27 protein-coding genes are annotated in these 25,482 nt (G+C 71.9%); 13 read left to right on the top strand and 14 right to left on the bottom strand.

Going from position 1 to position 25,482, the window contains the following annotated elements; translation table 11 throughout:
* Positions 1-274: MmyB family transcriptional regulator (locus BFF76_RS00005; protein WP_478076691.1), on the top strand; the 274-nt coding region annotated here is incomplete at its 5' end.
* Here BFF76_RS00005 and BFF76_RS00010 read toward each other — a convergent pair.
* Positions 271-975 carry a uridine kinase family protein gene (locus tag BFF76_RS00010; RefSeq protein ID WP_031096704.1) on the bottom strand — a complete coding sequence of 235 codons (705 nt, stop codon included), beginning with the start codon at positions 973-975 and terminating at the stop codon, positions 271-273. The two genes, BFF76_RS00005 and BFF76_RS00010, sit on opposite strands and share 4 nt — an antisense overlap.
* A 65-nt stretch (positions 976-1,040) precedes the next feature.
* Between BFF76_RS00010 and BFF76_RS00015 the strand changes: the two genes are divergently transcribed.
* Positions 1,041-1,466 carry a hypothetical protein gene (locus tag BFF76_RS00015; RefSeq protein WP_031096707.1) on the top strand — a complete coding sequence of 142 codons (426 nt, stop codon included), beginning with the start codon at positions 1,041-1,043 and terminating at the stop codon, positions 1,464-1,466.
* A 66-nt stretch (positions 1,467-1,532) separates the two neighbouring features.
* On the opposite strand, the gene BFF76_RS00020 is transcribed toward BFF76_RS00015, so the two are convergent.
* The 3 genes from BFF76_RS00020 to deoC are packed head-to-tail and all read right to left on the bottom strand — an operon-like array spanning position 1,533 to position 4,812.
* Entirely contained in the window at positions 1,533-2,429 is an 897-nt protein-coding gene (locus BFF76_RS00020) for an aldehyde dehydrogenase family protein (protein WP_053930340.1), read from the bottom strand.
* Positions 2,422-3,858 (bottom strand): aldehyde dehydrogenase family protein, encoded by a 1,437-nt coding sequence (locus BFF76_RS00025; protein ID WP_031096710.1) that lies wholly within the window; start codon positions 3,856-3,858, stop codon positions 2,422-2,424. Before BFF76_RS00025 ends, BFF76_RS00020 begins: the two co-directional genes overlap by 8 nt.
* A gap of 6 nt (positions 3,859-3,864) precedes the next feature.
* Entirely contained in the window at positions 3,865-4,812 is a 948-nt protein-coding gene (gene deoC / locus BFF76_RS00030) for a deoxyribose-phosphate aldolase (RefSeq protein ID WP_053930341.1), read from the bottom strand.
* Positions 4,813-4,937: 125 nt separating this feature from the next.
* Here deoC and BFF76_RS00035 point away from each other — a divergent pair, with 125 nt between their 5' ends.
* Both BFF76_RS00035 and BFF76_RS00040 read left to right on the top strand, forming a co-directional pair.
* A complete protein-coding gene (locus tag BFF76_RS00035) occupies positions 4,938-5,582 on the top strand; it encodes a PH domain-containing protein (protein WP_031096714.1) in 645 nt (214 codons plus the stop codon).
* Positions 5,582-5,911, top strand: coding sequence for a hypothetical protein (locus tag BFF76_RS00040; protein WP_234351869.1), 330 nt, complete (start codon positions 5,582-5,584; stop codon positions 5,909-5,911). The genes BFF76_RS00035 and BFF76_RS00040 overlap by 1 nt, the downstream gene beginning before the upstream one ends.
* A gap of 228 nt (positions 5,912-6,139) precedes the next feature.
* On the opposite strand, the gene BFF76_RS00045 is transcribed toward BFF76_RS00040, so the two are convergent.
* From BFF76_RS00045 to BFF76_RS00055, 3 genes are all read right to left on the bottom strand, one after another.
* Complete coding sequence (locus BFF76_RS00045) at positions 6,140-7,810, bottom strand: phospho-sugar mutase (protein WP_065846597.1); 1,671 nt, start codon at positions 7,808-7,810, stop codon at positions 6,140-6,142.
* A gap of 152 nt (positions 7,811-7,962) precedes the next feature.
* Positions 7,963-8,787 (bottom strand): purine-nucleoside phosphorylase, encoded by an 825-nt coding sequence (locus BFF76_RS00050; protein ID WP_031096720.1) that lies wholly within the window; start codon positions 8,785-8,787, stop codon positions 7,963-7,965.
* Positions 8,788-8,891: 104 nt separating this feature from the next.
* A complete protein-coding gene (locus tag BFF76_RS00055; RefSeq protein WP_031096722.1) occupies positions 8,892-9,329 on the bottom strand; it encodes a gamma-glutamylcyclotransferase family protein in 438 nt (145 codons plus the stop codon).
* A gap of 251 nt (positions 9,330-9,580) precedes the next feature.
* Here BFF76_RS00055 and BFF76_RS00060 point away from each other — a divergent pair, with 251 nt between their 5' ends.
* The gene (locus tag BFF76_RS00060) at positions 9,581-11,020 is read left to right on the top strand and encodes an NAD(P)H-quinone dehydrogenase (protein ID WP_031096723.1); all 1,440 of its coding nucleotides are present in this window, start codon (positions 9,581-9,583) and stop codon (positions 11,018-11,020) included.
* A 123-nt stretch (positions 11,021-11,143) separates the two neighbouring features.
* On the top strand, positions 11,144-12,118 hold the full coding sequence (locus BFF76_RS00065) for a DeoR/GlpR family DNA-binding transcription regulator (RefSeq protein ID WP_079122278.1): 975 nt from the start codon (positions 11,144-11,146) through the stop codon (positions 12,116-12,118).
* A 68-nt stretch (positions 12,119-12,186) separates the two neighbouring features.
* Here BFF76_RS00065 and BFF76_RS00070 read toward each other — a convergent pair whose 3' ends face one another.
* Both BFF76_RS00070 and BFF76_RS00075 read right to left on the bottom strand, forming a co-directional pair.
* Positions 12,187-12,810 carry a TetR/AcrR family transcriptional regulator gene (locus BFF76_RS00070; RefSeq protein ID WP_199831568.1) on the bottom strand — a complete coding sequence of 208 codons (624 nt, stop codon included), beginning with the start codon at positions 12,808-12,810 and terminating at the stop codon, positions 12,187-12,189.
* A 93-nt stretch (positions 12,811-12,903) separates the two neighbouring features.
* Positions 12,904-14,658: an acetyl/propionyl/methylcrotonyl-CoA carboxylase subunit alpha gene (locus tag BFF76_RS00075; RefSeq protein ID WP_053930343.1), complete on the bottom strand. Its 1,755-nt coding sequence runs from the start codon at positions 14,656-14,658 to the stop codon at positions 12,904-12,906.
* 366 nt (positions 14,659-15,024) lie between these two features.
* On the opposite strand from BFF76_RS00075, the gene BFF76_RS00080 reads away from it, so the two are divergent.
* A complete protein-coding gene (locus BFF76_RS00080; RefSeq protein ID WP_199831569.1) occupies positions 15,025-15,465 on the top strand; it encodes a hypothetical protein in 441 nt (146 codons plus the stop codon).
* Positions 15,466-15,477: 12 nt separating this feature from the next.
* Here the strand turns inward: BFF76_RS00080 and BFF76_RS00085 are convergent, their stop codons facing one another.
* The 4 genes from BFF76_RS00085 to BFF76_RS00095 all read right to left on the bottom strand — a co-directional run bounded on the left by BFF76_RS00085 (position 15,478) and on the right by BFF76_RS00095 (position 18,112).
* On the bottom strand, positions 15,478-16,089 hold the full coding sequence (locus BFF76_RS00085; RefSeq protein WP_065846601.1) for a nucleoside triphosphate pyrophosphatase: 612 nt from the start codon (positions 16,087-16,089) through the stop codon (positions 15,478-15,480).
* Between the two features lie 20 nt (positions 16,090-16,109).
* Positions 16,110-16,238 (bottom strand): morphogenic membrane protein MmpB, encoded by a 129-nt coding sequence (gene mmpB, locus BFF76_RS34355; protein WP_267882482.1) that lies wholly within the window; start codon positions 16,236-16,238, stop codon positions 16,110-16,112.
* Between the two features lie 72 nt (positions 16,239-16,310).
* Complete coding sequence (locus BFF76_RS00090; protein WP_031092852.1) at positions 16,311-16,517, bottom strand: acyl-CoA carboxylase epsilon subunit; 207 nt, start codon at positions 16,515-16,517, stop codon at positions 16,311-16,313.
* Between the two features lie 14 nt (positions 16,518-16,531).
* Positions 16,532-18,112, bottom strand: coding sequence for an acyl-CoA carboxylase subunit beta (locus tag BFF76_RS00095; RefSeq protein ID WP_031092853.1), 1,581 nt, complete (start codon positions 18,110-18,112; stop codon positions 16,532-16,534).
* Between the two features lie 175 nt (positions 18,113-18,287).
* Here BFF76_RS00095 and BFF76_RS00100 point away from each other — a divergent pair, with 175 nt between their 5' ends.
* From BFF76_RS00100 to hutH, 5 genes are all read left to right on the top strand, one after another.
* The gene (locus BFF76_RS00100) at positions 18,288-19,157 is read left to right on the top strand and encodes a biotin--[acetyl-CoA-carboxylase] ligase (protein ID WP_053930345.1); all 870 of its coding nucleotides are present in this window, start codon (positions 18,288-18,290) and stop codon (positions 19,155-19,157) included.
* A 153-nt stretch (positions 19,158-19,310) separates the two neighbouring features.
* Positions 19,311-20,501: an adenylate/guanylate cyclase domain-containing protein gene (locus tag BFF76_RS00105; protein ID WP_053930346.1), complete on the top strand. Its 1,191-nt coding sequence runs from the start codon at positions 19,311-19,313 to the stop codon at positions 20,499-20,501.
* Positions 20,502-20,758: 257 nt separating this feature from the next.
* The gene (locus tag BFF76_RS00110; RefSeq protein WP_031092856.1) at positions 20,759-21,571 is read left to right on the top strand and encodes an enoyl-CoA hydratase/isomerase family protein; all 813 of its coding nucleotides are present in this window, start codon (positions 20,759-20,761) and stop codon (positions 21,569-21,571) included.
* 118 nt (positions 21,572-21,689) lie between these two features.
* Entirely contained in the window at positions 21,690-22,856 is a 1,167-nt protein-coding gene (locus tag BFF76_RS00115; RefSeq protein WP_065846607.1) for a GGDEF domain-containing protein, read from the top strand.
* 58 nt (positions 22,857-22,914) lie between these two features.
* Positions 22,915-24,468: a histidine ammonia-lyase gene (gene hutH / locus BFF76_RS00120; protein WP_079122280.1), complete on the top strand. Its 1,554-nt coding sequence runs from the start codon at positions 22,915-22,917 to the stop codon at positions 24,466-24,468.
* 54 nt (positions 24,469-24,522) lie between these two features.
* On the opposite strand, the gene BFF76_RS00125 is transcribed toward hutH, so the two are convergent.
* A complete protein-coding gene (locus tag BFF76_RS00125; protein ID WP_031092859.1) occupies positions 24,523-24,843 on the bottom strand; it encodes a hypothetical protein in 321 nt (106 codons plus the stop codon).
* 108 nt (positions 24,844-24,951) lie between these two features.
* Here BFF76_RS00125 and BFF76_RS00130 point away from each other — a divergent pair, with 108 nt between their 5' ends.
* Complete coding sequence (locus BFF76_RS00130; protein ID WP_053930349.1) at positions 24,952-25,353, top strand: hypothetical protein; 402 nt, start codon at positions 24,952-24,954, stop codon at positions 25,351-25,353.
* The last annotated feature ends 129 nt before the right edge of the window (positions 25,354-25,482 follow it).

A 25,482-nucleotide genomic window follows, 5' to 3' on the forward strand; every position in this document is an offset into this window, starting at 1 on the left:
GTGGTGCGCAGCGGGGGCGGACAGGCCGGGGGGTCCTGTCCGCCCCCGCCGCGTTGCCTTCGCCCGGCACGAGGTCGCGCAGCGGTTCGAGGACCACAAGACGCGCATCCACCCGGAACTCGGCCCGATCGAACTGGACTGCCAGGCGCTGTTCACCGAGGACCGGTCCCGGACCCTGCTCGTACTCACGGCTCAGCCGCGGACGGATGGCTACGAGAAGCTGCAGCTTTTCGCCGTGCTCGGGCCGGCGCGGTTCACGCAGGCGGAACGCTAGTTCGGCACCTGGCTCCGAGGTGCGCGGCAGCGCCCCGCCGCCGCGGCCGCCAGCCGGCCCAGGGCCTCGTTCCTACCGCAGGGATACGCGCCCAGTGCCGTGTGGCGGGCCACGATGCCCCGCTCCGCCCGCATCAGCCGCCATCCGCGCCGCAGCAGGAACGGGACCGACTTCCGGCCCTCCCGCAGGTCCCGCAGCAGCCGCCGGCGGAACGTCGTCGACGGCCGGCCGCGCAGGCACAGCGCGTCCGCGAGCAGGCCCAGCTCCTGACAGCGCTCCACGATGTCCGCAGCGAAGATGCCCTCGGCGATGAAGAGGGGCGTGCGTTCGATGTCGAGCGCCTCGCGGCCGGTCCGCGAGCTCGTGGCGATGTCGTACAGGGGAACGGTCGTACGCCCCGTCCGGCACAGCTCCGCTATGGCCGCGACAGCGCCGTCCGCGTCCCAGGACAGGGCGGAGTCCCAGTCGATGTCCGCGCTGCCGGTGACCAGAGGCAGTGTCGGATCGTTTCTCTCCTTGTAGAAGTCGTCCAGGCGCAGCACCGGGAGACCGCTGCGGGCCGCGAGGGAGGACTTGCCGGAGCCGGACGGACCGGCGAGCAGCACGACGCGCGTGGGGATCGGTTGGGAACTCACAGAACAGAAGTGTGAGGCATTGACCCGCGCAGGGGATGCCCGGGAGGTCCTGTTGGTATCGAGCATCACACCTCAACTACTCTGCGCACACGGATGATTACCCGACACATCCCGATCAGGTGGGAAAAACAATGGCACGTCATGCACTGTCCAAGCCCCGGAAGCGCGCCCTGCTGCGCGCCGGTCTGACCCTCTCCGCGCTGGGTGCGGCCATCGGAGCGGGAGGCGCGGCGGCCCAGGCCGCGCCGCTGCCCGCTCCGCCCGCGACCGGCTCGGACACCGCGGACAGCACCCTGGGGGCGGTCGGCGAAGCCGCGGCGCCCGCACTGACCAGCGCGCTCGGCTACGGGCTCGCCGGGGCCGTCAAGCCCGTCACCGACCTTCAGCTCGACCCGCTGGCAGGGACGGGCGTGGACCCCCTGGACAACGCGGTGGGGACCCAGATCGCCGACTTCAAGCCCGTGACCACGGCTGTGGTCACCGACCCGCTGACCAGCGGTGCCGCGCTCAGTGATCTGCCCGTCGTCGGAGAGGCGACCGGTCTGATCACCGGCTGATCCGCCGTACGCACGCGTGTGGGGCCGCCCGGCAGGCGGCCCCACGGCGTGTCCGGTGGCCGGTCGTCAGTACGAGGAGCCGGAGGCGCCCAGCGCACCGGTCGGGTGCCAGACCGTCTTGGTCTCCAGGAAGGCCGTCAGGCGCCGGGTGCCGGGATCGGCGGACCAGTCGCCCGTGTCCACAGCCTGTGGACGGAGGGTGCGCTTCAGGTTGTCCGCCGCCGCGATCTCCAGCTCCTTCGCCAGGCCGGCGTCGGCCCCCGTGAGGTCGATCGCGTTGACGTCCTGGTGGGACGCCAGGGGCGCGGCCAGCTCGGCCGTCTTCCCCGACAGGATGTTCACCACACCGCCCGGCAGGTCCGACGTGGCCAGCACCTCGCCCAGCGAGAGCGCGGGCAGCGGCGCGCGGGCCGAGGCGATGACGATCGCGGTGTTGCCCGTGGCGATCACCGGGGCGATCACGGACACCAGGCCCAGGAAAGACGAGTCCTGGGGGGCCAGGACCGCGACGACACCCGTCGGCTCAGGGGTGGACAGGTTGAAGAAGGGCCCCGCGACCGGGTTCGCCCCGCCCACGACCTGGCCGATCTTGTCCGTCCAGCCCGCGTACCAGACCCAGCGGTCGACCGCCGCGTCGACGACCGCCGCCGCCTTGGACTTGGACAGCCCCTCGGCGTCCGCCACCTCGCGCGCGAACTGCTCCCGGCGGCCCTCCAGCATCTCGGCGACGCGGTAGAGGATCTGGCCGCGGTTGTACGCGGTCGCTCCCGACCAGCCGCCGAAGGCCTTGCGGGAGGCCACGACCGCGTCACGCGCGTCCTTGCGGGAGGACTGCGGCGCGTTCGCCAGCCACTTGCCCTTGGAGTCGGTCACCTCGTACACCCGGCCGCTCTCGGAGCGGGGGAACTTGCCCCCGACGTACAGCTTGTAGGTCTTGAAGACGCTGAGTCGCCCGTCAGACATCGAGGTAGGCCTCCAGACCGTGACGGCCGCCCTCGCGGCCGAAGCCCGACTCCTTGTATCCGCCGAACGGCGACGTCGGGTCGAACTTGTTGAACGTGTTGGCCCACACCACACCGGCGCGGAGCTTGTTCGCCACCGCGAGGATGCGGGAGCCCTTCTCCGTCCAGATGCCCGCGGAGAGGCCGTACTGGGTGTTGTTGGCCTTGGCGACGGCCTCGTCCGGTGTACGGAAGGTCAGCACCGACAGCACGGGGCCGAAGATCTCGTCGCGGGCGACTGTGTGGGCCTGCGTGACACCGGTGAAGAGGGTCGGTGCGAACCAGTATCCGGCGGACGGCAGTTCGCACGGTGCGGACCACCGTTCGGCGCCTTCCGCCTCACCGGTCTCGACGAGCGCGCTGATCCGGGCGAGCTGCTCCGCGGAGTTGATCGCGCCGATGTCGGTGTTCTTGTCCAGCGGGTCGCCGAGCCGGAGCGTGGACAGCCTGCGCTTGAGCGCGTGCAGCACCTCGTCGTGGACGGACTCCTGTACGAGGAGCCGCGAGCCCGCGCAGCAGACCTGGCCCTGGTTGAAGAAGATCCCGGTGACGATGCCCTCGACGGCCTGGTCGACCGGCGCGTCGTCGAAGACGATGTTGGCGCCCTTGCCGCCCAGTTCGAGCGTGGCCTTCTTGTCCGTACCGGCGATCTGCCGGGCGATGGCCTTGCCGACGGCGGTGGAGCCGGTGAAGGCGACCTTGTTCACGTCGGGGTGCGAGACGAGCGCCTCGCCCGCGTCGCCGTACCCGGTCAGGATGTTGACGACACCCTTGGGCAGGCCCGCCTGGCGGCAGATGTCGGCGAAGAACAGTGCGGACAGCGGAGTCGTCTCCGCCGGCTTCAGCACCACCGTGTTGCCGGTGGCGAGCGCCGGGGCGATCTTCCAGGCCAGCATCAGCAGCGGGAAGTTCCACGGGATGACCTGGCCGGCCACACCGAGCGGACGCGGGTTCGCGCCGTACCCCGCGTGGTCCAGCTTGTCGGCCCAGCCCGCGTAGTAGAAGAAGTGCGCGGCGACCAGCGGGAGGTCCGCGTCGCGGGTCTCCCGGATCGGCTTGCCGTTGTCCAGGGTCTCCAGGACGGCCAGCTCGCGCGAGCGCTCCTGGATGATCCGGGCGATCCGGAAGAGGTACTTGGCACGCTCGGAGCCGGGCAGCGCCGACCATGTCCCGAACGCCTTGCGTGCCGCCTTCACGGCCCGGTCCACGTCCTCGGTGCCCGCCCGCGCGACCTCGGAGAGAACCTCCTCGGTGGAGGGGCTCACCGTCTTGAAGACCTTGCCGTCGGCGGCCTCGGTGAACTCGCCGTCGATGAACAGGCCGTACGAGGGCGCGATGTCGACGACGGAGCGGGACTCCGGAGCCGGTGCGTAGTCGAATGCAGATGCCATGGCGTATCAGTCCACCGTCACGTAATCGGGGCCGGAGTAACGGCCGGTGCTGAGCTTCTGGCGCTGCATCAGCAGGTCGTTCAGCAGGCTGGAGGCGCCGAAGCGGAACCAGTGGTTGTCCAGCCAGTCCTCACCCACCGTCTCGTTCACCAGGACGAGGAACTTGATCGCGTCCTTGGTGGTGCGGATGCCGCCGGCGGGCTTCACGCCGATCTGTACGCCCGTCTGCTCCCGGAAGTCGCGTACGGCCTCCAGCATCAGCAGGGTGTTCGCCGGCGTCGCGTTCGTGCCGACCTTGCCGGTCGAGGTCTTGATGAAGTCCGCGCCTGCCAGCATCCCGAGCCAGGAGGCCCGCCGGATGTTGTCGTAGGTGGACAGCTCGCCGGTCTCGAAGATCACCTTGAGGCGCGCGGAGCCGCACTCGGCCTTCACGGCCACGATCTCCTCGTACACCTTCAGGTAACGGCCCGAGAGGAAGGCCCCGCGGTCGATCACCATGTCGATCTCGTCGGCCCCGGCCGCCACGGCGTCGCGGACGTCCGCGAGCTTGACGTCCAGCGCGGCGCGTCCGGCGGGGAAGGCCGTCGCGACGGACGCAACCTTCACCCCGGAACCCACCAGCGCGGCGGCGGCGGTCGCCGCCATGTCGGGGTAGACGCAGACCGCGGCGGTGCGCGGGGTCGTACGGTCGGTCGGGTCGGGGTGGACGGCCTTGGCTGCGAGCGCCCGGACCTTGCCCGGGGTGTCCGCGCCTTCCAGCGTCGTCAGGTCGATCATCGAGATGGCGAGATCGATGGCGTACGCCTTGGCGGTCGTCTTGATCGATCGGGTCCCTAGAGAGGCGGCGCGCGCTTCGAGACCGACGGTGTCGACGCCGGGCAGCCCGTGCAGGAAGCGGCGCAGCGCACTGTCGGACGCCGTCGCGTCGGCGAATGCAGGAGCAGTGGTGGGCATGGTCACCACATGAGCATATCTACGCGCGTAGCGACCTGTACAGGGCCCATCCCCTTTTCGGTCCTTCCGCACCCCCGGTGAGGCCCGGCCGCACCCCCGGCGCCGCTTCAGGCAGAATCGGGACCATGACGAGCCCCACACCCTCCTCCGAGCCCGCCTACGCCGACCGGACCTACCGGTCGGGCGCCGGGCTGGTCAGTGGCGCGCTGCTGCTCCTGCTGCTGGTCTGGCTCGGCGTCGACGCGGTGGTCCGGGGCTCGGGGTGGACGCCGTGGCTGGCTCTCGCCGTGATGCTGACGGCGATCCCGCTGATCGTGGCGTTCACACTGCGGCCCGCCGTGTTCGCCGACGCGCAGCGGATCCGGATCCGCAACCCGTTCCGCATGATCGTGCTGCCCTGGTCGGACGTCGCGGCCGTACGCGCCAAGTATTCGACGGAGATCCACACCCACAGCGGCACCAAGTACCAGCTGTGGGCGGTCCCCGTCTCCCTGCGCGAGCGCAAGCGCGCCGCCAGGACCGCCGGCCGGAAGGCCCACGACGACCCGCACGGCCGGACGTCCGTGCACGCCGACGTCCGCGACACCCAGGCCCGCATGGCCTCGGCGGACCAGACGGTGGCCGACCTCCGCGAGCTCGCGGAGCACGCCACCGCCGGCCCGGAGAAGGCCACGCCCACGATCACCGCGTCGGTGCGCTGGGCGTACGAGGTGATCGCCCCGGCCGCCGTCGGCGCGGTGCTGCTCGTGGTGCTGCTCGCGATCCGCTGATGGACCGGCCGGGCGGCGGCGGCATGGCCGGGGCCGCGGCCGACGATCGGGGCTGCCTGCGCCTCGTCCTGGGCGTACCGCTGGCGATCCTGCACCTGCTGGCGGGGTACTGCTGCTACGGGGCACTCGTGATCCGCCCTTCGGGCCCCTGGGACGAAGGCGCCCTGATGGGGATCGAACTGGCCTGCCTGCTGACCATCGTGCTCAGCGCCGTCGCCCTGCTGATCACCGCCGCGTCCTCGGTACGCCGTGTGATGGCGCCCTGGTGGTTCGTCCCGCCGGCGGCGATGACGGTGGTGGCCGTGGTCCGCTGGGTGCTGCTGGACTGAGCGGACCGCACCGCTGTGCCACGCCCGTACCTCGGCCGGCGCCCGCGTCCCCGGCCGCCTGTATCACCGCCCGGCTCCGTGAACGGACCGCGCGGGTGATGCCCGCACCTGGGCATCACGGCGTGGCGACCCCCGAGTTCACCGCCGGAGCGGCCCGCTTGTGAGGGGAAGCCGGCAGCCGGTCCGGCGGCGCGAGCGGACCCGGCAGGGGCCGCACCGCATGCGGCGTCAGATCCCCGCGGCCGCCGCCAGGTCGCGCTTGATGCCCGCCAGCAGTTCCGCGCCCTTCGCCCGGGCTCCGGGCAGCTCGTCCGCCGAGCCGACCGGGACCACGACCTCCAGGTAGCACTTCAGCTTCGGCTCGGTGCCGCTCGGGCGGACGATGACCCGGGCGCCCGTCAGGTGGTAGCGCAGGCCGTCGGTGGGCGGCAGCGCGTCCGTGCCCAGCGCGAGGTCCTCGGCCGAGGTGACCGGGAGGCCCGCGAGGGCGGTCGGGGGAGTCTCGCGCAGGCGCCGCATGGCGTTCGCGATGACCGTGAGGTCCTCCACCCGGACCGACAGCTGGGCCGTGGCGTGCAGTCCGTGATCCAGCGCGAGGTCGTCGAGCAGGTCGAGGAGGGTGCGGCCCTTCTCCTTGAGCGCGGAGGCGAGTTCGGCGATCAGCAGGGCGGCCGTGATGCCGTCCTTGTCGCGGACGCCTTCCGGGTCCACGCAGTAGCCCAGCGCCTCCTCGTAGCCGTAGCGCAGGCCGTCGACACGGGCGATCCACTTGAAGCCCGTCAATGTCTCCTCGTAGCCCAGCCCCGCCTTCCGGGCGATACGGCCCAGCAGCGACGAGGACACGATCGACTCGGCGAACACGCCCGTGACGCCCCGGTCCACCAGGTGGGCGGCGAGCAGTGCGCCGACCTCGTCGCCGCTCAGCATCCGCCAGCCGCCCCCGGCCGACGGGTCGGGCACGGCGACGGCGCAGCGGTCGGCGTCCGGGTCGTTGGCGATGACGAGGTCCGGGGCGGCCCGGCGCGCGGTCGCGAACGCGAGATCCATGGCGCCGGGCTCTTCCGGGTTGGGGAAGGCGACGGTGGGGAACGCCGGGTCGGGCTCCGCCTGCTCGGCCACGAGCACGGGCTCGGGGAAGCCCGCCCGGGCGAAGGCGGCCGTCAGCACGGAGGTGCCGACGCCGTGCATGGCCGTGTAGACCGTGCGCGCGGTGCGGGGCGAGGCGGGGCTCAGGACGGCGTCCGTACGGTCGAGGTAGGCGTCCAGGACCTCGTCGCCGAGGATCTCCCAGCCCGACTCCGGGCGGGGTACGCCGTCGAGGGGGCCGGCCGCCGCGATCTCGGTGGCGATCTCCACATCGGCCGGGGAGACGATCTGCGAGCCGTCGCCGAGATAGACCTTGTAGCCGTTGTCACGCGGTGGGTTGTGGCTGGCCGTGACCTCCACGCCGGCGACCGCCCCGAGGTGCCGTATGGCGTACGCGAGGACGGGTGTGGGCAGCGGGCGGGGGAGTACGGCCGCGCGCAGACCGGCTCCGGTCATCACGGCGGCGGTGTCGCGGGCGAAGTCCGCCGACTTGTAGCGGGCGTCGTAGCCGATGACGACGAGTCCGCCCGTGCTGCCCTGCGCCTTCAGGTACGCGGCCAGCCCGGCGGCGGCGCGGATGACGACGGAGCGGTTCATCCGCATCGGGCCGGCGCCGATCTCGCCGCGCAGGCCGGCCGTGCCGAACTGGAGCGTGCCGGCGAAGCGGTCCCCCAGCGCGGCGAGGTCCCCGGCGTCGATGAGCTCGGCGAGCTCCGCGCGGGTCTCGGGGTCCGGGTCCTCGGCGAGCCAGGTCCTGGCCCGCGTGATGAGGTCGTCCTGCTGCACGGTGTCCGCCTTTCTGCGGGTACGCATGTGTGATGGGGGCGGGGCGGGCCGCTGCGCGGGGCTGTTCCCCTACCCGCCCTTACCCGAAACCGGGGCTCCGCCCCGGCCTCCCGCGCCTCGAACGCCGGCGGGGCCGGATTCGCGGGCCTCGAACGCCGGCGGGGGGTGGATCAGCCGGCTCAGATCCGGTCCAGCACCCGGGCCAGCAGCGCGCCCATGCGGGTCGCGGAGTCGCGGCCGGCCTGGAGGACCTCCTCGTGGTTGAGGGGTTCGCCGCTCAGGCCCGCGGCGAGGTTCGTGACCAGGGAGATGCCCAGCACCTCCGCACCCGCCTCACGCGCCGCGATGGCCTCCAGGACCGTCGACATGCCGACGAGGTCGCCGCCCATGACGCGGACCATGTTGATCTCGGCCGGCGTCTCGTAGTGCGGGCCGGGGAACTGCACGTAGACGCCCTCTTCGAGCGTCTCGTCGATCTCCTTGCACAGCGCGCGCAGCCGCGGCGAGTACAGGTCCGTCAGGTCGACGAAGTTGGCGCCGATGATCGGCGACGCGGCCGTGAGGTTGAGGTGGTCGCTGATGAGGACCGGCTGGCCGGGGCGCATGCCCTTGCGCAGGCCTCCGCAGCCGTTCGTCAGGACGACGGTCCCGCAGCCCGCCGCGACGGCCGTGCGCACGCCATGGGCGACGGCGGCCACGCCGCGGCCCTCGTAGTAGTGCGTGCGGCCCAGGAAGACCAGGACGCGCTTCCCGCCGATGCTGTACGAGCGGATCGTGCCGCCGTGGCCCTCCACCGCGGGGGCCGGGAATCCGGGCAGTGCGGTGACCGGGAACTCGGCCTCCGGGATGCCGAGCGCATCGCCGGCGGGGGCCCACCCGGAGCCCATCACGAGGGCGACGTCGTGGGTCTCGACGCCGGTCAGCTCGCGCAGGCGGGCAGCGGCGTCGGCGGCGGCGGCGAGAGGGTCGCCCTGGATGTGGTCCGGAATAACAGATGCGTTCACGCGGATGAGGGTAACCGCTCATTCCCTACGCGCGTAGATCTGTCTGCGCAGAGTCTGGCCGGTCCTCTTCGTACGTTCGTACAGAAGCGGGGCGGAGGCCGGGCTCAGCAGGGGTGCTTGCGGAGGTTCATCACGTAGTCGTGCGGTGCGCCCGCGGACTCGGCGGCGTCCGCCACCTCGCCCAGGTAGCGCGCCGAGGGCAGCCCGCCCTCGTAGCCGTTGAGGACGTACATCCAGGCCGGCTCCTCGCCGTCCAGCGTGTGAACGCGCACCCGCATCCGCCGGTAGATGTCGAGGCCGACACCCTCCCAGCGGTCCATGGAGTCCTCGTCCATCGGAGCCAGGTCGTACAGCGCCACGAAGACCTGAGAGCGCGGGGCCTCCACCACCGTGGCGAGTGCGCCCTCCCAGCCCATCTGCTCGCCGCCGAACGTCAGCCGCCAGCCGTTGAGCCAGCCCGTGCTGCGCAGCGGGGAGTGCGGTGCGCGGCGCGTCATCAGCCTCGCGTCGAGGTTGCCGGCGTACGCGGCGTAGAGCGACATGGGTTCGAGGGTACGGGAGGTGGCGGGGAGCGCGCCGGATCCGGAGGCGAAGACCCCCGGTCGAAGCGGGTACGAGGGGGCGGGAGACCGTGCCCGGGCCGGGCGCGTTCCCGTATGGAGGGCCCCGGGGCGAAGCCGCTTGGCGCGTGCGGGACAATGAATTACGTACTGCATACGCCGGGGCGGCCCCCCGGACCCCCGGCCGGGGCGGCAGACGGCCGTGGGATGACACCACGCGAGGCGGACTTTTCGTGACCCGGATCGTGATCATCGGCGGCGGCCCCGGCGGCTACGAGGCGGCACTGGTCGGCGCCCAGCTGGGAGCCGAGGTGACCGTCGTCGACTGCGACGGACTCGGCGGCGCGTCCGTCCTCACCGACTGCGTGCCCTCCAAGACCCTGATCGCGACGGCCGAGGTGATGACCACCTTCGACTCCTCCTACGAGGAGCTCGGCATCATCGTCGCCGACGACACCCCGCATATAGAGCAGGCCGCCCGGGTGGTCGGTGTGGACCTCGGCAAGGTCAACCGGCGGGTCAAGCGCCTCGCGCTCGCCCAGTCCCACGACATCACCGCCTCCGTCACCCGCGCGGGTGCCAGGGTCATGCGCGGCCGCGGCCGGCTGGACGGCCTCCAGGCCGCCGACGGGTCCCGCCAGGTCGTGGTGACCGCCGCCGACGGCACCGAGGAGCGGCTCACCGCCGACGCGGTACTGATCGCGACCGGCGGCCACCCCCGGGAGATCCCGGACGCCCTGCCCGACGGCGAGCGCATCCTGAACTGGACGCAGGTCTACGACCTGGACGAGCTCCCCGAGGAGCTCATCGTGGTCGGCTCGGGCGTCACCGGAGCCGAGTTCGCCGGTGCCTACCAGGCGCTCGGCTCGCGGGTGACGCTCGTCTCCTCGCGCGACCGGGTGCTCCCGGGCGAGGACCCCGACGCCGCCGCCGTCCTGGAGGACGTCTTCCGGCGCCGCGGCATGAACGTCATGGCCCGCTCCCGCGCCCAGTCCGCCAAGCGCGTCGGCGACCGCGTCGAGGTCACGCTGGCCGACGGCCGCGTCATCTCCGGCACGCACTGCCTGATGGCGGTCGGCGCGATCCCGAACACCGCGGGCATGGGGCTCGAGGAGTCCGGGGTGCTGCTCAAGGAGTCCGGGCACATCCGGACCGACCGGGTCTCCCGCACCAGCGCCCCCGGCGTCTACGCGGCCGGTGACGTCACCGGGATCTTCGCCCTGGCCTCGGTCGCGGCGATGCAGGGCCGGATCGCGATGTACCACTTCCTCGGCGACGCGGTGACGCCGCTCAACCTGAAGACGGTCTCCGCGAACGTCTTCACCGACCCCGAGATCGCCACCGTCGGTTACAGCCAGGCCGACGTCGACTCCGGCAAGATCGACGCCCGTGTCGTGAAGCTGCCGTTGCTGCGCAACCCGCGCGCCAAGATGCAGGGCATCCGGGACGGCTTCGTCAAGATCTTCTGCCGGCCCGGCACCGGCATCGTGGTCGGCGGCTGCGTCGTCGCACCGAGGGCCAGTGAGCTGATCCACCCGATCTCGATCGCCGTCGACAACAACCTGACGGTCGAACAGATCGCCAACGCGTTCACCGTGTACCCGTCCCTGTCCGGCTCGATCGCCGAGGTGGCCCGGCAGTTGCACACCCGTAAGAGCACGGGCGAGGCGTAGCACGGACTGCTCGTACCGACGGCGGGGCCCCCTATACCACCAGGGGGCCCCGCCTGTGTACAACTTCTGTTATTCGGCGCAAACTGCTGAAAACCCACCTACGGCCAGGTTACTGTCAGTTTCGTGTTCGCTGCAGAACGTCGTCAATTGATCCTCGAAATGGTGCGCGCCAACGGTGCGGTATCGCTCCGTGAGCTCGCCCGCGTCGTCCAGACCTCCGAAGTGACCGTACGGCGGGACGTGCGGGCACTGGAGGCAGAAGGACTCCTCGACCGCCGGCACGGCGGTGCGGTCTTGCCGGGCGGTTTTACGCGGGAGTCCGGCTTTCCGCAGAAATCCCATCTCTCCACCGCGGAGAAGACGGCCATCGCCGACCTGGCCGCCGGACTGGTCGGCGAGGGCGAGGCCATCGTGGTCGGCGCCGGTACGACCACGCAGGAGCTGGCCCGCCGGCTCGCGCGGGTGCCCGGCCTGACCGTGGTCACCAACTCGCTGCTGGTCGCCCAGGCGTTGGCCCATGCCAACCGGGTGGAAGTGGTGATGACCGGCGGCACCCTGCGGGGGAGCAACTACGCGCTCGTCGGCAGCGGTGCCGAGCAGTCCCTCCAGGGGCTGAGGGTGAGCCGGGCCTTCCTCTCCGGGAGCGGTCTGACCGCGGAGCGCGGGCTGTCCACGTCCAACATGCTCTCGGCGAGCGTGGACCGGGCCCTGGTGCAGGCCGCTGCCGAGGTGGTGGTCCTCGCGGACCACACCAAGCTCGGCTCCGACACCATGTTCCAGACGGTGCCCACGGAGCTGATCACCCGTCTGGTGACGGACGAGCCACCGGTCCACGACGAGCGTGCGGCCACCGAGCTGCAGGCCCTGGCCGATCAGGGCGTGGAGATCACGGTGGCGGGGCCCGATGCGGGGTCTCCGGCCGGTGGTGACCCCCTGCCGCCGGGACGGCAGCAGCAGCGGCAGGACATGCCGCTGCCGGGCCAGCGGCGCACCCAGGGTGGCCACGGGGGCCCGGGAGGGCTCGGGCCGCAGCTGCGGAGCGCGGCCGCGCTCGCGGAGGGACCGGTGGGCCGGGTCGCGGACATGCGGCGCCGGTAGGCGGGGCGCGGGGCGCCGGCAGGCAAGGCGCCCTCAGCCGCGGGATGACGCCCCGGCTGCGCGATGCTTCAGCCGCAGGCCGGAGGCGACGGCTGCGGGACTTCGGCCGGGTCGGCCTTCAGCCCGCGGAGCGTCAGCCGCAGCAGGCGGTCGGCGAGGGCCGGATCCGCCGGCGTCCGCTCCGCGGCGAGCGCGATCGCGTTCGTCAGCTGCAGCAGGTCGTCGATCGACACGTCGGCCCGCACCGAGCCACTCGTCTGGGCCCGCGCGAGCAGTTGCGCGCCCGCCTGACGCAACGGCACGTGACAGGACGTCAGGGCTGAGGTCTCGTCCCCGGACGCCGACATGAGCGCCTGTGCCAGGCCGCGGTATTCACCCGCGTGAGTGATGATCGCGCCCAGCCACTCGACCAGCGCGGTGCACGGCTGATCGGCGTGCGCCAGCTCGCGGGAGCGGTCGAGCAGAGCGGTCAGCGCCTCCTGGAACACCGCGTTCATGAGGGCCTGGCGGTTCGGGAAGTGCCGGTAGAGCGTGCCGATGCCGACGCCCGCCTTCCGGGCGATGTCCTCCAGCGAGGCATCCGTGCCCTGCGCGGCGAAGGACGCACGGGCCTCGCTCAGCAGACGGTCGTGGTTGCGGCGCGCGTCGGCGCGCATCGGCCGGGCCGGTGTCGGTGCCGTGCTCATCGCCATCGCCCTGTCCTCCTGGTGTCCGCTCCGCGTCCCAAGGATGCCACTGGGGGCCCGGCAAGCTGCCGGGCCCCCAGTGACAGGAAGAGCGGGTGCTCAGTCCTTGATCTCGCAGATGACCGCGCCGGACGACACCGACGTGCCGACCTCCGCCGCGAGGCCCTTCACGGTGCCCGCGCGGTGCGCGTTGAGGGGCTGCTCCATCTTCATGGCCTCGAGGACGACGATGAGGTCGCCCTCCTTGACCTCCTGGCCCTCTTCGACGGCGATCTTCACGATGGTGCCCTGCATCGGGGACGCGAGGGTGTCACCGGAGGCGGCGGAGCCGGCCTTCTTGGCCGCGCGGCGCTTGGGCTTCGCGCCGGCCGCGAGGCCGGTGCGCGCCAGGCTCATGCCGAGCGAGGAGGGCAGGGAGACCTCCAGGCGCTTGCCGCCGACCTCGACGACGACGGTCTCGCGCCCGGACTCCTCGTCGGCGTCCTGGTCCGCGGGGACCGCGAACGGCGTGATCTCGTTTACGAACTCCGTCTCGATCCACCGGGTGTGGACCTGGAAGGGGTCCGAGGTGAAGGCCGGGTCGGCCACCACCGCACGGTGGAAGGGGATGGCGGTGGCCATGCCCTCGACGGTGAACTCGGCCAGCGCACGCCCGGCACGCTGCAGCGCCTGCTCACGGGTCGCGCCGGTCACGATCAGCTTGGCCAGCAGCGAGTCCCACGCCGGGCCGATCACGCTGCCGCTCTCGACACCGGCGTCCAGGCGGACACCCGGACCGGTGGGCGGGGCGAACAGGGTGACGGTGCCGGGAGCCGGCAGGAAGCCGCGGCCCGGGTCCTCGCCGTTGATCCGGAACTCGAAGGAGTGCCCGCGCACGGCCGGGTCGCCGTAGCCGAGCTCCTCACCGTCGGCGATACGGAACATCTCGCGCACGAGGTCGAGGCCGGTGACCTCCTCGGTGACCGGGTGCTCGACCTGGAGACGGGTGTTGACCTCCAGGAAGGAGATCGTGCCGTCCATGCCCACGAGGAACTCGACGGTGCCGGCACCGACGTAGCCGGCTTCCTTCAGGATCGCCTTCGACGCCGCGTACAGCTCCGCGTTCTGCGCCTCGGACAGGAAGGGCGCGGGCGCTTCCTCGACCAGCTTCTGGTGGCGGCGCTGGAGCGAGCAGTCACGGGTGGACACCACGACGACGTTGCCGTGGGTGTCGGCCAGGCACTGCGTCTCCACGTGCCGGGGCTTGTCGAGGTAGCGCTCGACGAAGCACTCGCCCCGCCCGAACGCGGCGACGGCCTCGCGGACCGCCGAGTCGTACAGCTCCGGGATCTCCTCCAGCGTGCGGGCCACCTTCAGCCCGCGCCCGCCACCGCCGAACGCCGCCTTGATCGCGACCGGCAGGCCGTTCTTCTCCGCGAACTCCACGACCTCCGCGGAACCGCTCACCGGGTCCGGCGTACCGGCCACCAGCGGGGCTCCCGCGCGCTGCGCGATGTGACGGGCCGCGACCTTGTCGCCCAGGTCCCGGATCGCCTGCGGCGGCGGTCCGATCCATGTCAGACCCGCGTCCAGCACCGCCTGGGCGAACTCCGCGTTCTCCGACAGGAAGCCGTAACCCGGGTGGATCGCGTCCGCCCCTGAATCCTTCGCGGCCTGCAGCACCTTGGCCATGTCCAGATAACTGGCGGCCGGGGTGTCACCGCCCAGAGCGAACGCCTCGTCGGCCGCGCGCACATGCAGAGCATCCCGGTCCGGATCGGCGTAGACGGCTACGCTCCCGATTCCGGCATCCCGGCAAGCCCGAGCAACGCGGACAGCGATTTCGCCACGATTGGCGATGAGCACCTTGCGCACGATGACTCCCTCCTTGAGAACAAGCTGAGTTTAGGGACTACCGACACGGCCGTACGACCCGTCCCCAATAGTGAACTTGCCCACACGGAGTGTGATCCGAGGCTTGCTCGAGTCGCGAAATCCCTTGTCGCACCACGGTACGCCGGGTTCCTGAACCGCACAGTAGCCACGAAGTGTGGCCCAAGTCTCTGTCCGGACGGTCAACGGCGCGCGGCGTTTCTTTGTGGACTCCCTACGAACGGCCGAGGGAATCTTTGCCTCGGCCACGGGACGGCGTGCTCTGTGCGCATCCTCTTGTCCGAAGCATTACCGGTTAGTAGGGTCCGCGCTGTACAGCACGTACTACAGGTAACAGGGGGTGGCGCAGTGGTGCGCAGACCGGTGGCCTTCGTCACCGCGATGGTTCTGTTCGTGGAAGCCGTGGGCATCGTGCTCGTCAACGGCGTCCTCGCGACGGTCGCGGACAACCAGAGTATGTCCCTGGCCGGGATGGACCCGGACGCCATGGTCACCGGTACGTGGGTGATGGGCGGTGCCTCCGGGGTCCTGCTGGTGGCCTGCGGGCTGATACCGCTGCTGGCCGCGATACGCGACCGGGCCCCGGGCCGCTTCGGCAGGATCTCCCTCATCGCGTGCGCGGTCGTGCACGGGGTGCTGGGCGCCCTGGCGGTGGGGCTGATCGGCTGGGCGGCCTTCGCGTTCCTGATGGTCGTCCTGGCGCTGATCGTGCTGACCCTGGTGGCGTTCGAGCGGCCCGGCCCGGCGGCCGGGAAGGCCGCCGGGGACGGGGCGCCGGCGCCGGTGTGACGCCGGAGCCTCTCAGACCCACAAGTCGGTCACGGAGAAGCCCAGTTCGCCGAGCAGCCGGCGCAGCAGCGGCAGCGAGAGCCCGATGACGTTGCCGTGGCTGCCCTCGATCGCATCGACGAACGGGGCCGAGCGGCCGTCCAGGGTGAACGCCCCGGCGACATGCAGCGGCTCACCCGAAGCGACGTAGGCCGCCACCTCGGCGTCCGTCGGCTCGCCGAACCTGACGACGGTGGACGCGGTCGCCGACGCCGTACGGCCCGTGGCGGTGTCGATGACGCTGTGCCCCGTCTGCAGGATGCCCGACCGGCCGCGCATGGACTTCCAGCGGGCGATGGCCTCCTCGCTGTCGGCGGGCTTGCCGAGCGCCTCGCCGTCCAGCTCCAGCACCGAGTCGCAGCCGATGACGAGCGCGCCCGCGGCCTCGGGGCGGGCGGCCACAGCGGTGGCCTTCGCCTCGGCCAGGACGAGCGCCAGCTCAGCCGGGGACTGAGCGGTGAGCGCGGTCTCGTCCACACCGCTGACGATCACCTCGGGGGCGAAACCCGCCTGGCGCAGGAGACCGAGGCGGGCGGGGGAAGCGGAGGCGAGCACGAGTCGGCGCTGATCAGTCATACCCGCCATCGTAGGCGCGCCCGGTCACCTCAACGGGTGCCCAGGACGAACATCGCCACGACCATGGCCAGCGCCAGCAGCAGTCCCGCACGGCGCATCATCTCCTGGGCGTCGCGCAGTTCCTTCGGCGGCTTGTTCTCGGGGTCGGACCACAGCATGGTTCCGATGGTGCTCCTGACACGGCTGCGGCGCCTGAGTACGCGTACTCAAGCGCCGCTCGACGACCCGACTCAGGAGGGCCAGTACGTCCGCGCCCACGAGCGGGGCCCCGGCCGCAGGGCGCCCCGGCGGGCGATCCGGCCCGGGTCCGACCACTGCTCGGGCGGCAGCGGAGCACCTGACGGCTCCGCGGCCACCGCCGCCGCGCGCGCCCGGACCACGGCGAGGGCCGCGGCGAGCTCCTCCGGGGTCGGATTGCCCCGTACGACCTTGATCATGGTGGCTCCCGTGGTTAGAGGGGGATGTTGCCGTGCTTCTTCGGCGGCAGCGACTCTCGCTTCGTACGCAGCTGGCGCAGGCCCTTCACGAGGTGCGCCCGGGTGTCGGACGGCATGATCACGGCGTCGACGTAACCGCGCTCGGCCGCGACGTACGGGTTGAGGAGCGCGTCCTCGTAGTCGGCCATCAGCGCGGCGCGGGTGGCGTCCTGGTCATCGGCCGCGGCGATCGTGCGCCGGTGCAGGATGTTCACCGCGCCCTGCGCGCCCATCACGGCGATCTGTGCGGTCGGCCAGGCCAGGTTCAGGTCGGCGCCCAGGTGCTTGGAGCCCATGACGTCGTACGCGCCGCCGAACGCCTTGCGCGTGATCACGGTGATCAGCGGGACGGTCGCCTCCGCGTACGCGTAGATCAGCTTGGCGCCGCGGCGGATGATCCCGCCGTACTCCTGGTCGACACCGGGCAGGAAGCCGGGCACGTCGACGAAGGTCAGCACCGGCACGTTGAACGCGTCACACGTACGGACGAAGCGCGCGGCCTTCTCGCTCGCGTCGATGTCCAGGCAGCCGGCGAACTGCATCGGCTGGTTGGCGACGATGCCGACCGGGTAGCCCTCGACGCGCCCGAAGCCGGTGATGATGTTCGGCGCGAACAGGGCCTGCGTCTCCAGGAACTCGCCGTCGTCGAGGACGTGCTCGATCGCCGTGTGCATGTCGTACGGCTGGTTCGCCGAGTCCGGGATGAGGGTGTCGAGTTCGCGGTCCTCGTCCGTGGTCCCCAGGTCGGCCTCCTCCGGGAAGGCGGGCGCCTCGGAGAGGTTGTTCGACGGGAGGTAGGACAGCAGGGACTTGACGTACTCGATGGCGTCCTTCTCGTCGCCCGCCATGTGGTGGGCCACGCCGGACGTGGTGTTGTGCGTGCGTGCGCCGCCCAGCTCCTCGAAGCCGACGTCCTCACCGGTGACCGTCTTGATGACGTCCGGCCCGGTGATGAACATGTGCGAGGTCTGGTCGACCATGACCGTGAAGTCGGTGATCGCGGGGGAGTAGACCGCGCCGCCCGCGCACGGCCCGACGATCAGGGAGATCTGCGGGACGACACCCGAGGCGTGCACGTTGCGGCGGAAGATCTCGGCGAACAGCCCGAGCGCGGCCACACCCTCCTGGATGCGGGCACCGCCCCCGTCGTTGATGCCGATGACCGGGCAGCCGGTCTTCATCGCGAAGTCCATGACCTTGACGATCTTCTCGCCGTAGACCTCGCCGAGCGAGCCTCCGAAGATCGTGAAGTCCTGCGAGTACACGCAGACGGGACGGCCGTCGACCGTGCCGTAACCGGTGACGACGCCGTCCCCGTAGGGGCGGTTCTTCTCGATGCCGAAATTGGTGGACCGGTGCCGTGCGAACTCGTCGAGCTCCACGAACGAACCTTCGTCGAGGAGGAGCTCGACCCGCTCGCGGGCGGTCAACTTGCCCTTTGCGTGCTGCTTTTCGACGGCACGGGCGGAACCTGCGTGTGTGGCCTCTTCGATACGGTGCTGCAGGTCCGCGATCTTGCCCGCGGTGGTGTGGATGTCGCTCTGCGGCTCGGACATCGGGTGGCGGCTCCCTGCCTGGTCACGGGGACGTCTGGAACATCCAGTACAAGTGCTGGACCCATGCGTGCTCGACGGCTACCTGCTCGTCGGCTGGTGTTGGCTACTGACCCGTAGCGTATCGGCGCGGATACGGTTCGGCAGTGCGTCGTTGGCCACACCTAATGTGGGTTGCATGACACCTCCCGATGCGCCGCACAACCGATGGTCCGACCTCGACAGGCCGCCCCTGAACGCCGCTGCGCTGCGCCGCGGGCTGCTGAGGCCCGACGGTCTGTGGACCTCGCTCGACGTCGTGGACGCGACCGGATCCACCAACTCCGACCTCGCGGCACGGGCCGCCGCGGGCGGCCTGGCGGAGGGCGTCGTGCTGGTCGCCGAGGAGCAGACCGCGGGCCGCGGGCGGCTCGACCGGAGCTGGACGGCACCGCCGCGCTCGGGTCTCTTCCTCTCCGTCCACCTGACCCCCGGCGGCGTACCCGCCGAACGGTGGGGATGGCTGCCGCTGCTGACCGGTGTCGCGGCCGCCACGGGCCTCGCGCAGTCGGCCGGCGTCGACATGGCACTGAAATGGCCCAACGACCTCCTTGTGACGATCGGCGGCACGGAACGCAAGACCGGCGGCATCCTCGCCGAGCGGGCCGGGGACGGCGTGGTCATCGGCATCGGCCTCAACGTGTCGCTGCGCGAGGCCGAGCTGCCGACCCCGCACGCGGGCTCGCTGGCGCTCGCCGGAGCCGTCTCCACGGACCGCGAGACCTTGCTCAGGGCCGTCCTGCGCTCACTGGAGCAGTGGTACGGGCAATGGCGCGACGCGAACGGGGACGCCGCCGCCAGCGGGCTCCAGGCTGCCTACGCGGCCGGCTGCGCCACGCTGGACCGGACGGTGCGGGCGGAACTTCCCGGCGACCGGTCCCTCATCGGCGAGGCCGTCGCGATCGACGGCGACGGGCGGCTGGTGCTGGCCACGGCCGACGGGATCCAGGAGCCCGTATCGGCCGGCGACATCGTTCACCTGCGCGGGGACGAGGGAGGTCTCACCTGATCCCGCGCTCCCGCACGTACGGGTGATGTCACGTATGACGGAACCGGAACGGCGCCACCGGGGACGTGAGCCACGGCACACCTGCCGTATCGTTGAGGCGATCCAGCGACAGATCGGCAGGGCAGTGCGCAGGGAACGGGCAGGAGGCGGCCGGTGACCGTCGACGACACGAACTCCGACGACGGCGTGGAGCCCTCGTCGGGACCGTCCGTCCACTCGACACCGCATCACGAGGTCGACCACACGGCCGAACCGACGGACGATCCGCTCGCCATCCGGCTGGAGGCCCTGATCCTGGGGGCCGACCGCCGCTACACGCCGTTCCAGGCGGCCAGGACCGCCGGGGTCTCCATGGACCTGGCGTCCCGGTTCTGGCGGGCCATGGGCTTCGCCGACATCGGGCAGGCCAAGGCGCTCACCGAGGCCGACGTCCTGGCGCTGCGCCGCCTCGCGGGTCTCGTGGAGGCCGGGCTGCTCAGCGAGCCGATGGCGATCCAGGTGGCGCGGTCGACCGGGCAGACCACCGCTCGGCTCGCGGAGTGGCAGATCGACTCCTTCCTGGAGGGGCTGACCGAGCCCCCCGAGCCCGGCATGACCCGCACCGAGGTCACGTATCCGCTGGTCGAGCTGCTCCTGCCCGAGCTGCAGGAATTCCTGGTCTACGTGTGGCGGCGCCAGCTCGCGGCCGCCACGGGCCGGGTCGTGCAGGCGGCGGACGACGAGGAGATGGTCGACCGGCGGCTCGCTGTGGGCTTCGCCGACCTCGTCGGCTTCACCCGGCTGACCCGGCGGCTGGAGGAGGAGGAACTCGGCGAGCTCGTCGAGGCCTTCGAGACGACCTCGGCGGACCTGGTCGCCGCGCACGGCGGGCGGCTCATCAAGACGCTGGGTGACGAGGTCCTCTTCGCCGCGGACGACGCGGGTACGGCGGGCGAGATAGCGCTCCGGCTGGTCGAGGCGATGGCCCAGGACACGACGATGCCCGCGCTGCGGGTCGGCATGGCCTTCGGCACGGTCACCACGCGCATGGGCGATGTGTTCGGCACGACGGTGAACCTGGCCAGCCGGCTCACGTCGATAGCGCCGAAGGACGCGGTGCTGGTCGACGGCGCTTTCGCCGCGGAGCTGATCAGGAACGGTGACGCACCCGCATCCGAGGCCGAGGAGACCGCGGCTGTCGCCGAGCGGGCCCGGCTGGCGGAGAAGGAGGGCCGCCGCCCCGACGAGAAGCCGCCGCTGCCGACGTACCGCTTCGGGCTGCAGCCGATGTGGCAGCGGCCGGTGCGGGGGCTGGGCGTGGTCGAGCCGTGGATGCTGGCGCGGCGGGGCAAGCCGGCGTCCTGACGGGGCGGGCGGGGGAATCCGCCCGCGCGGCGGACCCGCGCCGGACCGCCGCCTGAGGGCTGTCCCGTCATCCCCGGCGGGCGCACGACGACAGCTACGGCACCTCGCTGCGTTGTCGGAACGCCCGAATGCATCCAGTATGCGAACGCCCCTCAGCCTTGCGATGCACCGCATCTGATGCCGTGCGCCGACCCACCAGGGATGACGGGACAGCCCTTAGGATCCCGGTAACGCTCGTTAACCGGAGGGGTGCAGTCATGGGTGTCACGTCCGAGCAGAGGTTCGGGGAATTCGTCGTCGTACGGCGGCACGAGGGCCAGGACCACGTCGCGGAGCTGGTGCTCGACCGGCCGAAGGCCATGAACGCGGTGAGCACCGCGATGGCGCGCGCCATCGCCGACGCCTGTGCCGCGCTCGCCGCCGACCAGGGGGTGCGCGCGACCGTGCTCACCTCCAGCCATGAGCGGGCCTTCTGCGTGGGCGCGGACCTCAAGGAGCGGAACTCCTTCACCGACGCCGAGCTCGTGCGGCAGCGGCCCACCGCACGGGCCGCCTACACCGGTGTCCTGGAGCTGCCGATGCCGGTGGTCGCGGCCGTGCACGGCTTCGCCCTCGGCGGCGGCTTCGAGCTCGCACTCGCCTGCGACGTGATCGTGGCCGACCGCACGGCCGTGGTCGGCCTGCCCGAGGTGTCCGTCGGCGTCATCCCGGGCGGCGGCGGTACGCAGCTGCTGCCCCGCCGGGTCGGCGCGGCGCGTGCCGCCGAGCTGGTCTTCACCGCACGGCGGGTGGAGGCGGCCGAGGCGCGCGAGCTGGGTCTGGTCGACGAGCTGGTCGACGCGGGCCGGGACCGGGAGGAGGCGCTGGCCCTCGGCGGCCGGATCGCGGCGAACTCTCCGGTGGGCCTCCGGGCCGCCAAGCGCGCACTGCGGCTGGGGCAGGGGCTGGACCTGCGGGCCGGGCTCGAGGTGGAGGACGCCGCCTGGCGGTCCGTGGCCTTCTCGGGGGACCGGGCCGAGGGCGTCGCCGCGTTCAACGAGAAGCGGAAGCCCAGCTGGCCCGGCGAGTGAGCCGGGGGCGATTCCCCCGGTCGGCGAGACGTGGGGCGGTGGGCGGGCCGGGGGAGATCTGAAGATCATCAGCGCCGTCAACTGATCAAATCAGCACAAATGTCCCTAAGCTGGGGCGATGGGCTGTGATGATGCGCGGCTGCGCGCCGTGGTTGCGCTGGCGCAGACGATGGCGGCGGCCTACACCCCGCACGAGTCCTGGCGTGCCGCGGCGGTGGGGGCGTGCGAGGCGCTGGGCGGCAGTTTCGCCGCACTCTCCGTGTGGGAGCGGGAGCAGGGCAGGCTGCGCGTGCTGGTGAACGCGGGGGAGCGGGCCGAGGGGGAGGACGAGTTCCCCGAGTGCGAGGCCTACCCCGTGCACCAGTTCCCGGAGATCACCGAGTTCCTGCACGAGCGCTGGGCGGGCGGCGGGGAGCCCGACGCCTGGGTGGAGACCGCCGGCGGTGCCCCGGGCGCCGGTGCGCCGGCCCGGGGCGCCCGTCCCTACTGCCACCAGCGGGTGGCGGCGCTGCGCCGGCGCGGGCGGGGCTGCTGTGTGGTGGCCCCGATCGTGCTGCACGGGCGGGCCTGGGGGGAGCTGTACGTGGCCCGCCCGGCCGGGGTGCCCGTCTTCGACCGGGACGACGCGGACTTCGCGACCGTGCTGGCCGCCGTCGTCGCGGCGGGCATCGCGCAGACCGAGCGGCTCGAGGAGGTCCGCAAGCTGGCCTTCACCGACCCGCTGACCGGCCTCGCCAACCGCAGGGCCGTCGACCTCCACCTCGACGCAGCGCTGGAGCGGCACCGCGCCGAGGGTGCCGTGGTCAGCCTGGTCGTCTGCGATCTGAACGGCCTCAAAGCGGTCAACGACACGCATGGCCATGCGGTGGGCGACCGGCTGCTGGAACGTTTCGGCTCCGCCCTCTCGCTCTGCGGTGCGATGCTCCCCGGCGCGCTGTGCGCCCGCCTGGGCGGGGACGAGTTCTGCCTGCTGGCCGTCGGACCCGACGCGGACGACGTCGTCCGGGTGTCGGAGGAGCTCTGCGCTCGGGCCGTCGCCCTCGAGTTCGGCGACGGAGTCGCCTGCGGGGTCGCGTCCACGGGTGACGACATCGGCCCGGTCCCGTCCGCACGCCGGCTCTTCCGGCTGGCGGACGCCGCCCAGTACCAGGCGAAGGCCGCGCACTCCCGGCGGCCGGTGGTCGCGGGGCGCGACGGAGACGTGATCCGGCTGGCCGACTCCCCGCCCAGGTCGCCGCACGACCGACGCGGACTGCGCGGCAATCCCCCCGGTGGCGACCGGTAAGGGGTCAACCACGCGACCACTGGTGACATGGCGGGTTTCAGTCCGTAGGCTTCTGAATATGGATATGCATACAGTCGTGGTGGGGACGTCCGGTACCACCGCCGAGGACGTCATCGCCGTGGCCCGTAAGGACGCCCGGGTCGAGCTCTCCGAGGCAGCCGTCGAGGCGCTCTCCGCCGCACGCCGGATCGTCGACGCGCTCGCCGCCAAGCCCGAGCCGGTCTACGGCGTCTCCACCGGCTTCGGCGCCCTGGCCGGCCGGCACATCAGCCCGGACCTCCGGGCGCAGCTGCAGCGCAACATCGTGCGCTCGCACGCGGCGGGCATGGGCCCGCACATCGAGCGCGAGGTCGTCCGCGCACTGATGTTCCTGCGGCTGAAGACGCTGGCCTCCGGCCACACCGGCGTACGCCCCGAGGTCGCGCAGACCATCGCCGACGTGCTCAACGCGGGCATCACCCCCGTCGTCCACGAGTACGGCTCGCTCGGCTGCTCCGGCGACCTCGCCCCGCTCTCGCACTGCGCCCTGACCCTGATGGGCGAGGGCGAGGCGGAAGGCCCCGACGGCACCGTGCGGCCGGCCGGCGAACTCCTCGCGGCGCACGGCATCACCCCCGTCGAGCTGCGCGAGAAGGAGGGCCTCGCCCTCCTCAACGGCACCGACGGGATGCTGGGCATGCTCGTGATGGCCCTCGCGGACCTGAAGGACCTCTACACCGCGGCGGACGTGACCGCCGCTCTCTCCCTGGAGGCGCTCCTCGGCACGGACCGGGTCCTCGCCCCGGAGCTGCACGCCATCCGCCCGCACCCCGGCCAGGGCGTCTCCGCCGCCAACATGCTGCGGGTCCTCGCCGGATCAGGCCTCACCGGCCACCACCAGGACGCCGCCCCCCGGGTCCAGGACGCCTACTCCGTGCGCTGCGCACCCCAGGTCAACGGCGCCGGGCGCGACACCCTCGCGCACGGACGGCTCGTCGCCGACCGCGAACTGGCCTCGGCGGTCGACAACCCCGTCGTCCTGCCCGGGGAGGGACGGGTGGAGTCCAACGGCAACTTCCACGGCGCCCCCGTCGCGTACGTCCTCGACTTCCTGGCGATCGCCGCCGCCGACCTCGGGTCGATCACCGAGCGCCGCACGGACCGCCTGCTGGACAAGAACCGCTCGCACGGCCTGCCGCCGTTCCTCGCCGAGGACGCCGGCGTCGACTCCGGGCTGATGATCGCCCAGTACACGCAGGCCGCCCTGGTCAGCGAGCTGAAGCGGCTCGCGGTACCGGCCTCCGTCGACTCGATCCCGTCCTCCGGCATGCAGGAGGACCACGTCTCCATGGGCTGGTCGGCCGCGCGGAAGCTCCGCACCGCCGTCGCCGGCCTCGCGCGGATCGTGGCCGTCGAGCTGTACGCCGCCACCCGGGCCGTCGAACTGCGCGCCGCCGAGGGGCTCATCCCCGGGCCCGCCGCGCAGGCCGTCATCGGGGCGCTGCGGGCCGCCGGGGTCCAGGGGCCGGGCCCGGACCGCTTCCTCGCCCCCGACCTGGCCGCCGCCGACGCCTTCGTACGGGAGGGGAAGCTGGTCGACGCCGTGGAGACGGTGACCGGCCCGCTGGACTGAGCCCGTACGCACCGGAGGGCTGCCGCACCCGGGTGCGGCAGCCCTCCGGGCGCGTCAGAAGCCGTGGACCTGGGTGCCGCCCCGGCGTACCGAGTACGCGACGAAACCCGCCCCGACACACAGTGAGGCCGCGCCGCCGATGAGGTAGGGAGTCGTGTCGACGCCCGCACCGGTGTCGGCGAGCCTCTCCCCGGAGGTGAACTCCCCCGTGGCGGAGGCCTGTCGGATGCCGGTGGAGGAACCGGCGGACGAGTCGGCGGAAACGCTCCGGGCGCCTGTTTCGTCGTTCGCGTTGGCGGACGGGACGAACCAGAGAGCACAGAGCAGGGTGCCTGCCGCTGTCGTGGTCAGCAGCGTGCGACGAGCCATGGACACAGAATTGATCCCCTTGCGACAACCATCGGTCAGCCCCGTGGGCCGATGCTAAGCATTGGAGCGGGTCGGAGGAAAGCCACAGGTCCAGGGGGCCTTACGCTCCGGCGTATGAGCACTTCGGAGACACCCTCATTTGTTCGGCTTCGCGTGGAGATGGTGCTGGAGATCAGCGACGCGGACGCCCTGACCGGAACGGCGCTGGAGAGCATCGCCGCCGACTTCACCGCATCCGGCCCCTCCGCCGACGAGTCCGCCGAGGAACGCACGCATGCCGAGGACGGGGTCAGGGAAGACGCAGCGGAAGCCCTCGCCTCGCTGATCGACCCGTTCGATCTGGTCAGCCAGGTGCCCGGCGTCGAGCTGGCCCAGGCCTCCTGGAGCAGCGAGACGATCGACTACGACCCCGACGCCGAGGACTGGACCGCCGGAGAGGACGGGGACGAGGCGTACTACGGGATCGAGGACAATGACACGGACGACGAAGAAGGCGGCGGGAACACGGAACGCTGACGCCCGCGAGGCACTCCTTGAAGGTGGCGGGAACCGCCGCGGCACCGGGTGCGTCGATGAGTGGTGTTCCCCACATCTCCGGCGGATGTGGAACGGAAGACCCGGTCGCGGTGTTCTTGGAACATTGAC

It is taken from the genome of Streptomyces mutomycini, assembly GCF_001700505.1.
In the GTDB taxonomy this organism is placed as follows: Bacteria; Actinomycetota; Actinomycetes; order Streptomycetales; family Streptomycetaceae; genus Streptomyces; species Streptomyces mutomycini.

Excerpts from the sequence above, each read along its gene's own strand:
- BFF76_RS00010 (WP_031096704.1), bottom strand. The coding sequence starts at position 975 with ATGCTCGATACCAACAGGACCTCCCGGGCATCCCCTGCGCGGGTCAAT.
- BFF76_RS00015 (WP_031096707.1), top strand. The coding sequence starts at position 1,041 with ATGGCACGTCATGCACTGTCCAAGCCCCGGAAGCGCGCCCTGCTGCGC.
- BFF76_RS00020 (WP_053930340.1), bottom strand. The coding sequence starts at position 2,429 with ATGTCTGACGGGCGACTCAGCGTCTTCAAGACCTACAAGCTGTACGTC.
- BFF76_RS00025 (WP_031096710.1), bottom strand. The coding sequence starts at position 3,858 with ATGGCATCTGCATTCGACTACGCACCGGCTCCGGAGTCCCGCTCCGTC.
- deoC (WP_053930341.1), bottom strand. The coding sequence starts at position 4,812 with ATGCCCACCACTGCTCCTGCATTCGCCGACGCGACGGCGTCCGACAGT.
- BFF76_RS00035 (WP_031096714.1), top strand. The coding sequence starts at position 4,938 with ATGACGAGCCCCACACCCTCCTCCGAGCCCGCCTACGCCGACCGGACC.
- BFF76_RS00040 (WP_234351869.1), top strand. The coding sequence starts at position 5,582 with ATGGACCGGCCGGGCGGCGGCGGCATGGCCGGGGCCGCGGCCGACGAT.
- BFF76_RS00045 (WP_065846597.1), bottom strand. The coding sequence starts at position 7,810 with ATGCGTACCCGCAGAAAGGCGGACACCGTGCAGCAGGACGACCTCATC.
- BFF76_RS00055 (WP_031096722.1), bottom strand. The coding sequence starts at position 9,329 with ATGTCGCTCTACGCCGCGTACGCCGGCAACCTCGACGCGAGGCTGATG.
- BFF76_RS00070 (WP_199831568.1), bottom strand. The coding sequence starts at position 12,810 with ATGGCGATGAGCACGGCACCGACACCGGCCCGGCCGATGCGCGCCGAC.
- BFF76_RS00085 (WP_065846601.1), bottom strand. The coding sequence starts at position 16,089 with ATGGCGGGTATGACTGATCAGCGCCGACTCGTGCTCGCCTCCGCTTCC.
- mmpB (WP_267882482.1), bottom strand. The coding sequence starts at position 16,238 with ATGCTGTGGTCCGACCCCGAGAACAAGCCGCCGAAGGAACTGCGCGAC.
- BFF76_RS00090 (WP_031092852.1), bottom strand. The coding sequence starts at position 16,517 with ATGATCAAGGTCGTACGGGGCAATCCGACCCCGGAGGAGCTCGCCGCG.
- BFF76_RS00095 (WP_031092853.1), bottom strand. The coding sequence starts at position 18,112 with ATGTCCGAGCCGCAGAGCGACATCCACACCACCGCGGGCAAGATCGCG.
- BFF76_RS00100 (WP_053930345.1), top strand. The coding sequence starts at position 18,288 with ATGACACCTCCCGATGCGCCGCACAACCGATGGTCCGACCTCGACAGG.
- BFF76_RS00110 (WP_031092856.1), top strand. The coding sequence starts at position 20,759 with ATGGGTGTCACGTCCGAGCAGAGGTTCGGGGAATTCGTCGTCGTACGG.
- BFF76_RS00115 (WP_065846607.1), top strand. The coding sequence starts at position 21,690 with ATGGGCTGTGATGATGCGCGGCTGCGCGCCGTGGTTGCGCTGGCGCAG.
- hutH (WP_079122280.1), top strand. The coding sequence starts at position 22,915 with ATGGATATGCATACAGTCGTGGTGGGGACGTCCGGTACCACCGCCGAG.
- BFF76_RS00130 (WP_053930349.1), top strand. The coding sequence starts at position 24,952 with ATGAGCACTTCGGAGACACCCTCATTTGTTCGGCTTCGCGTGGAGATG.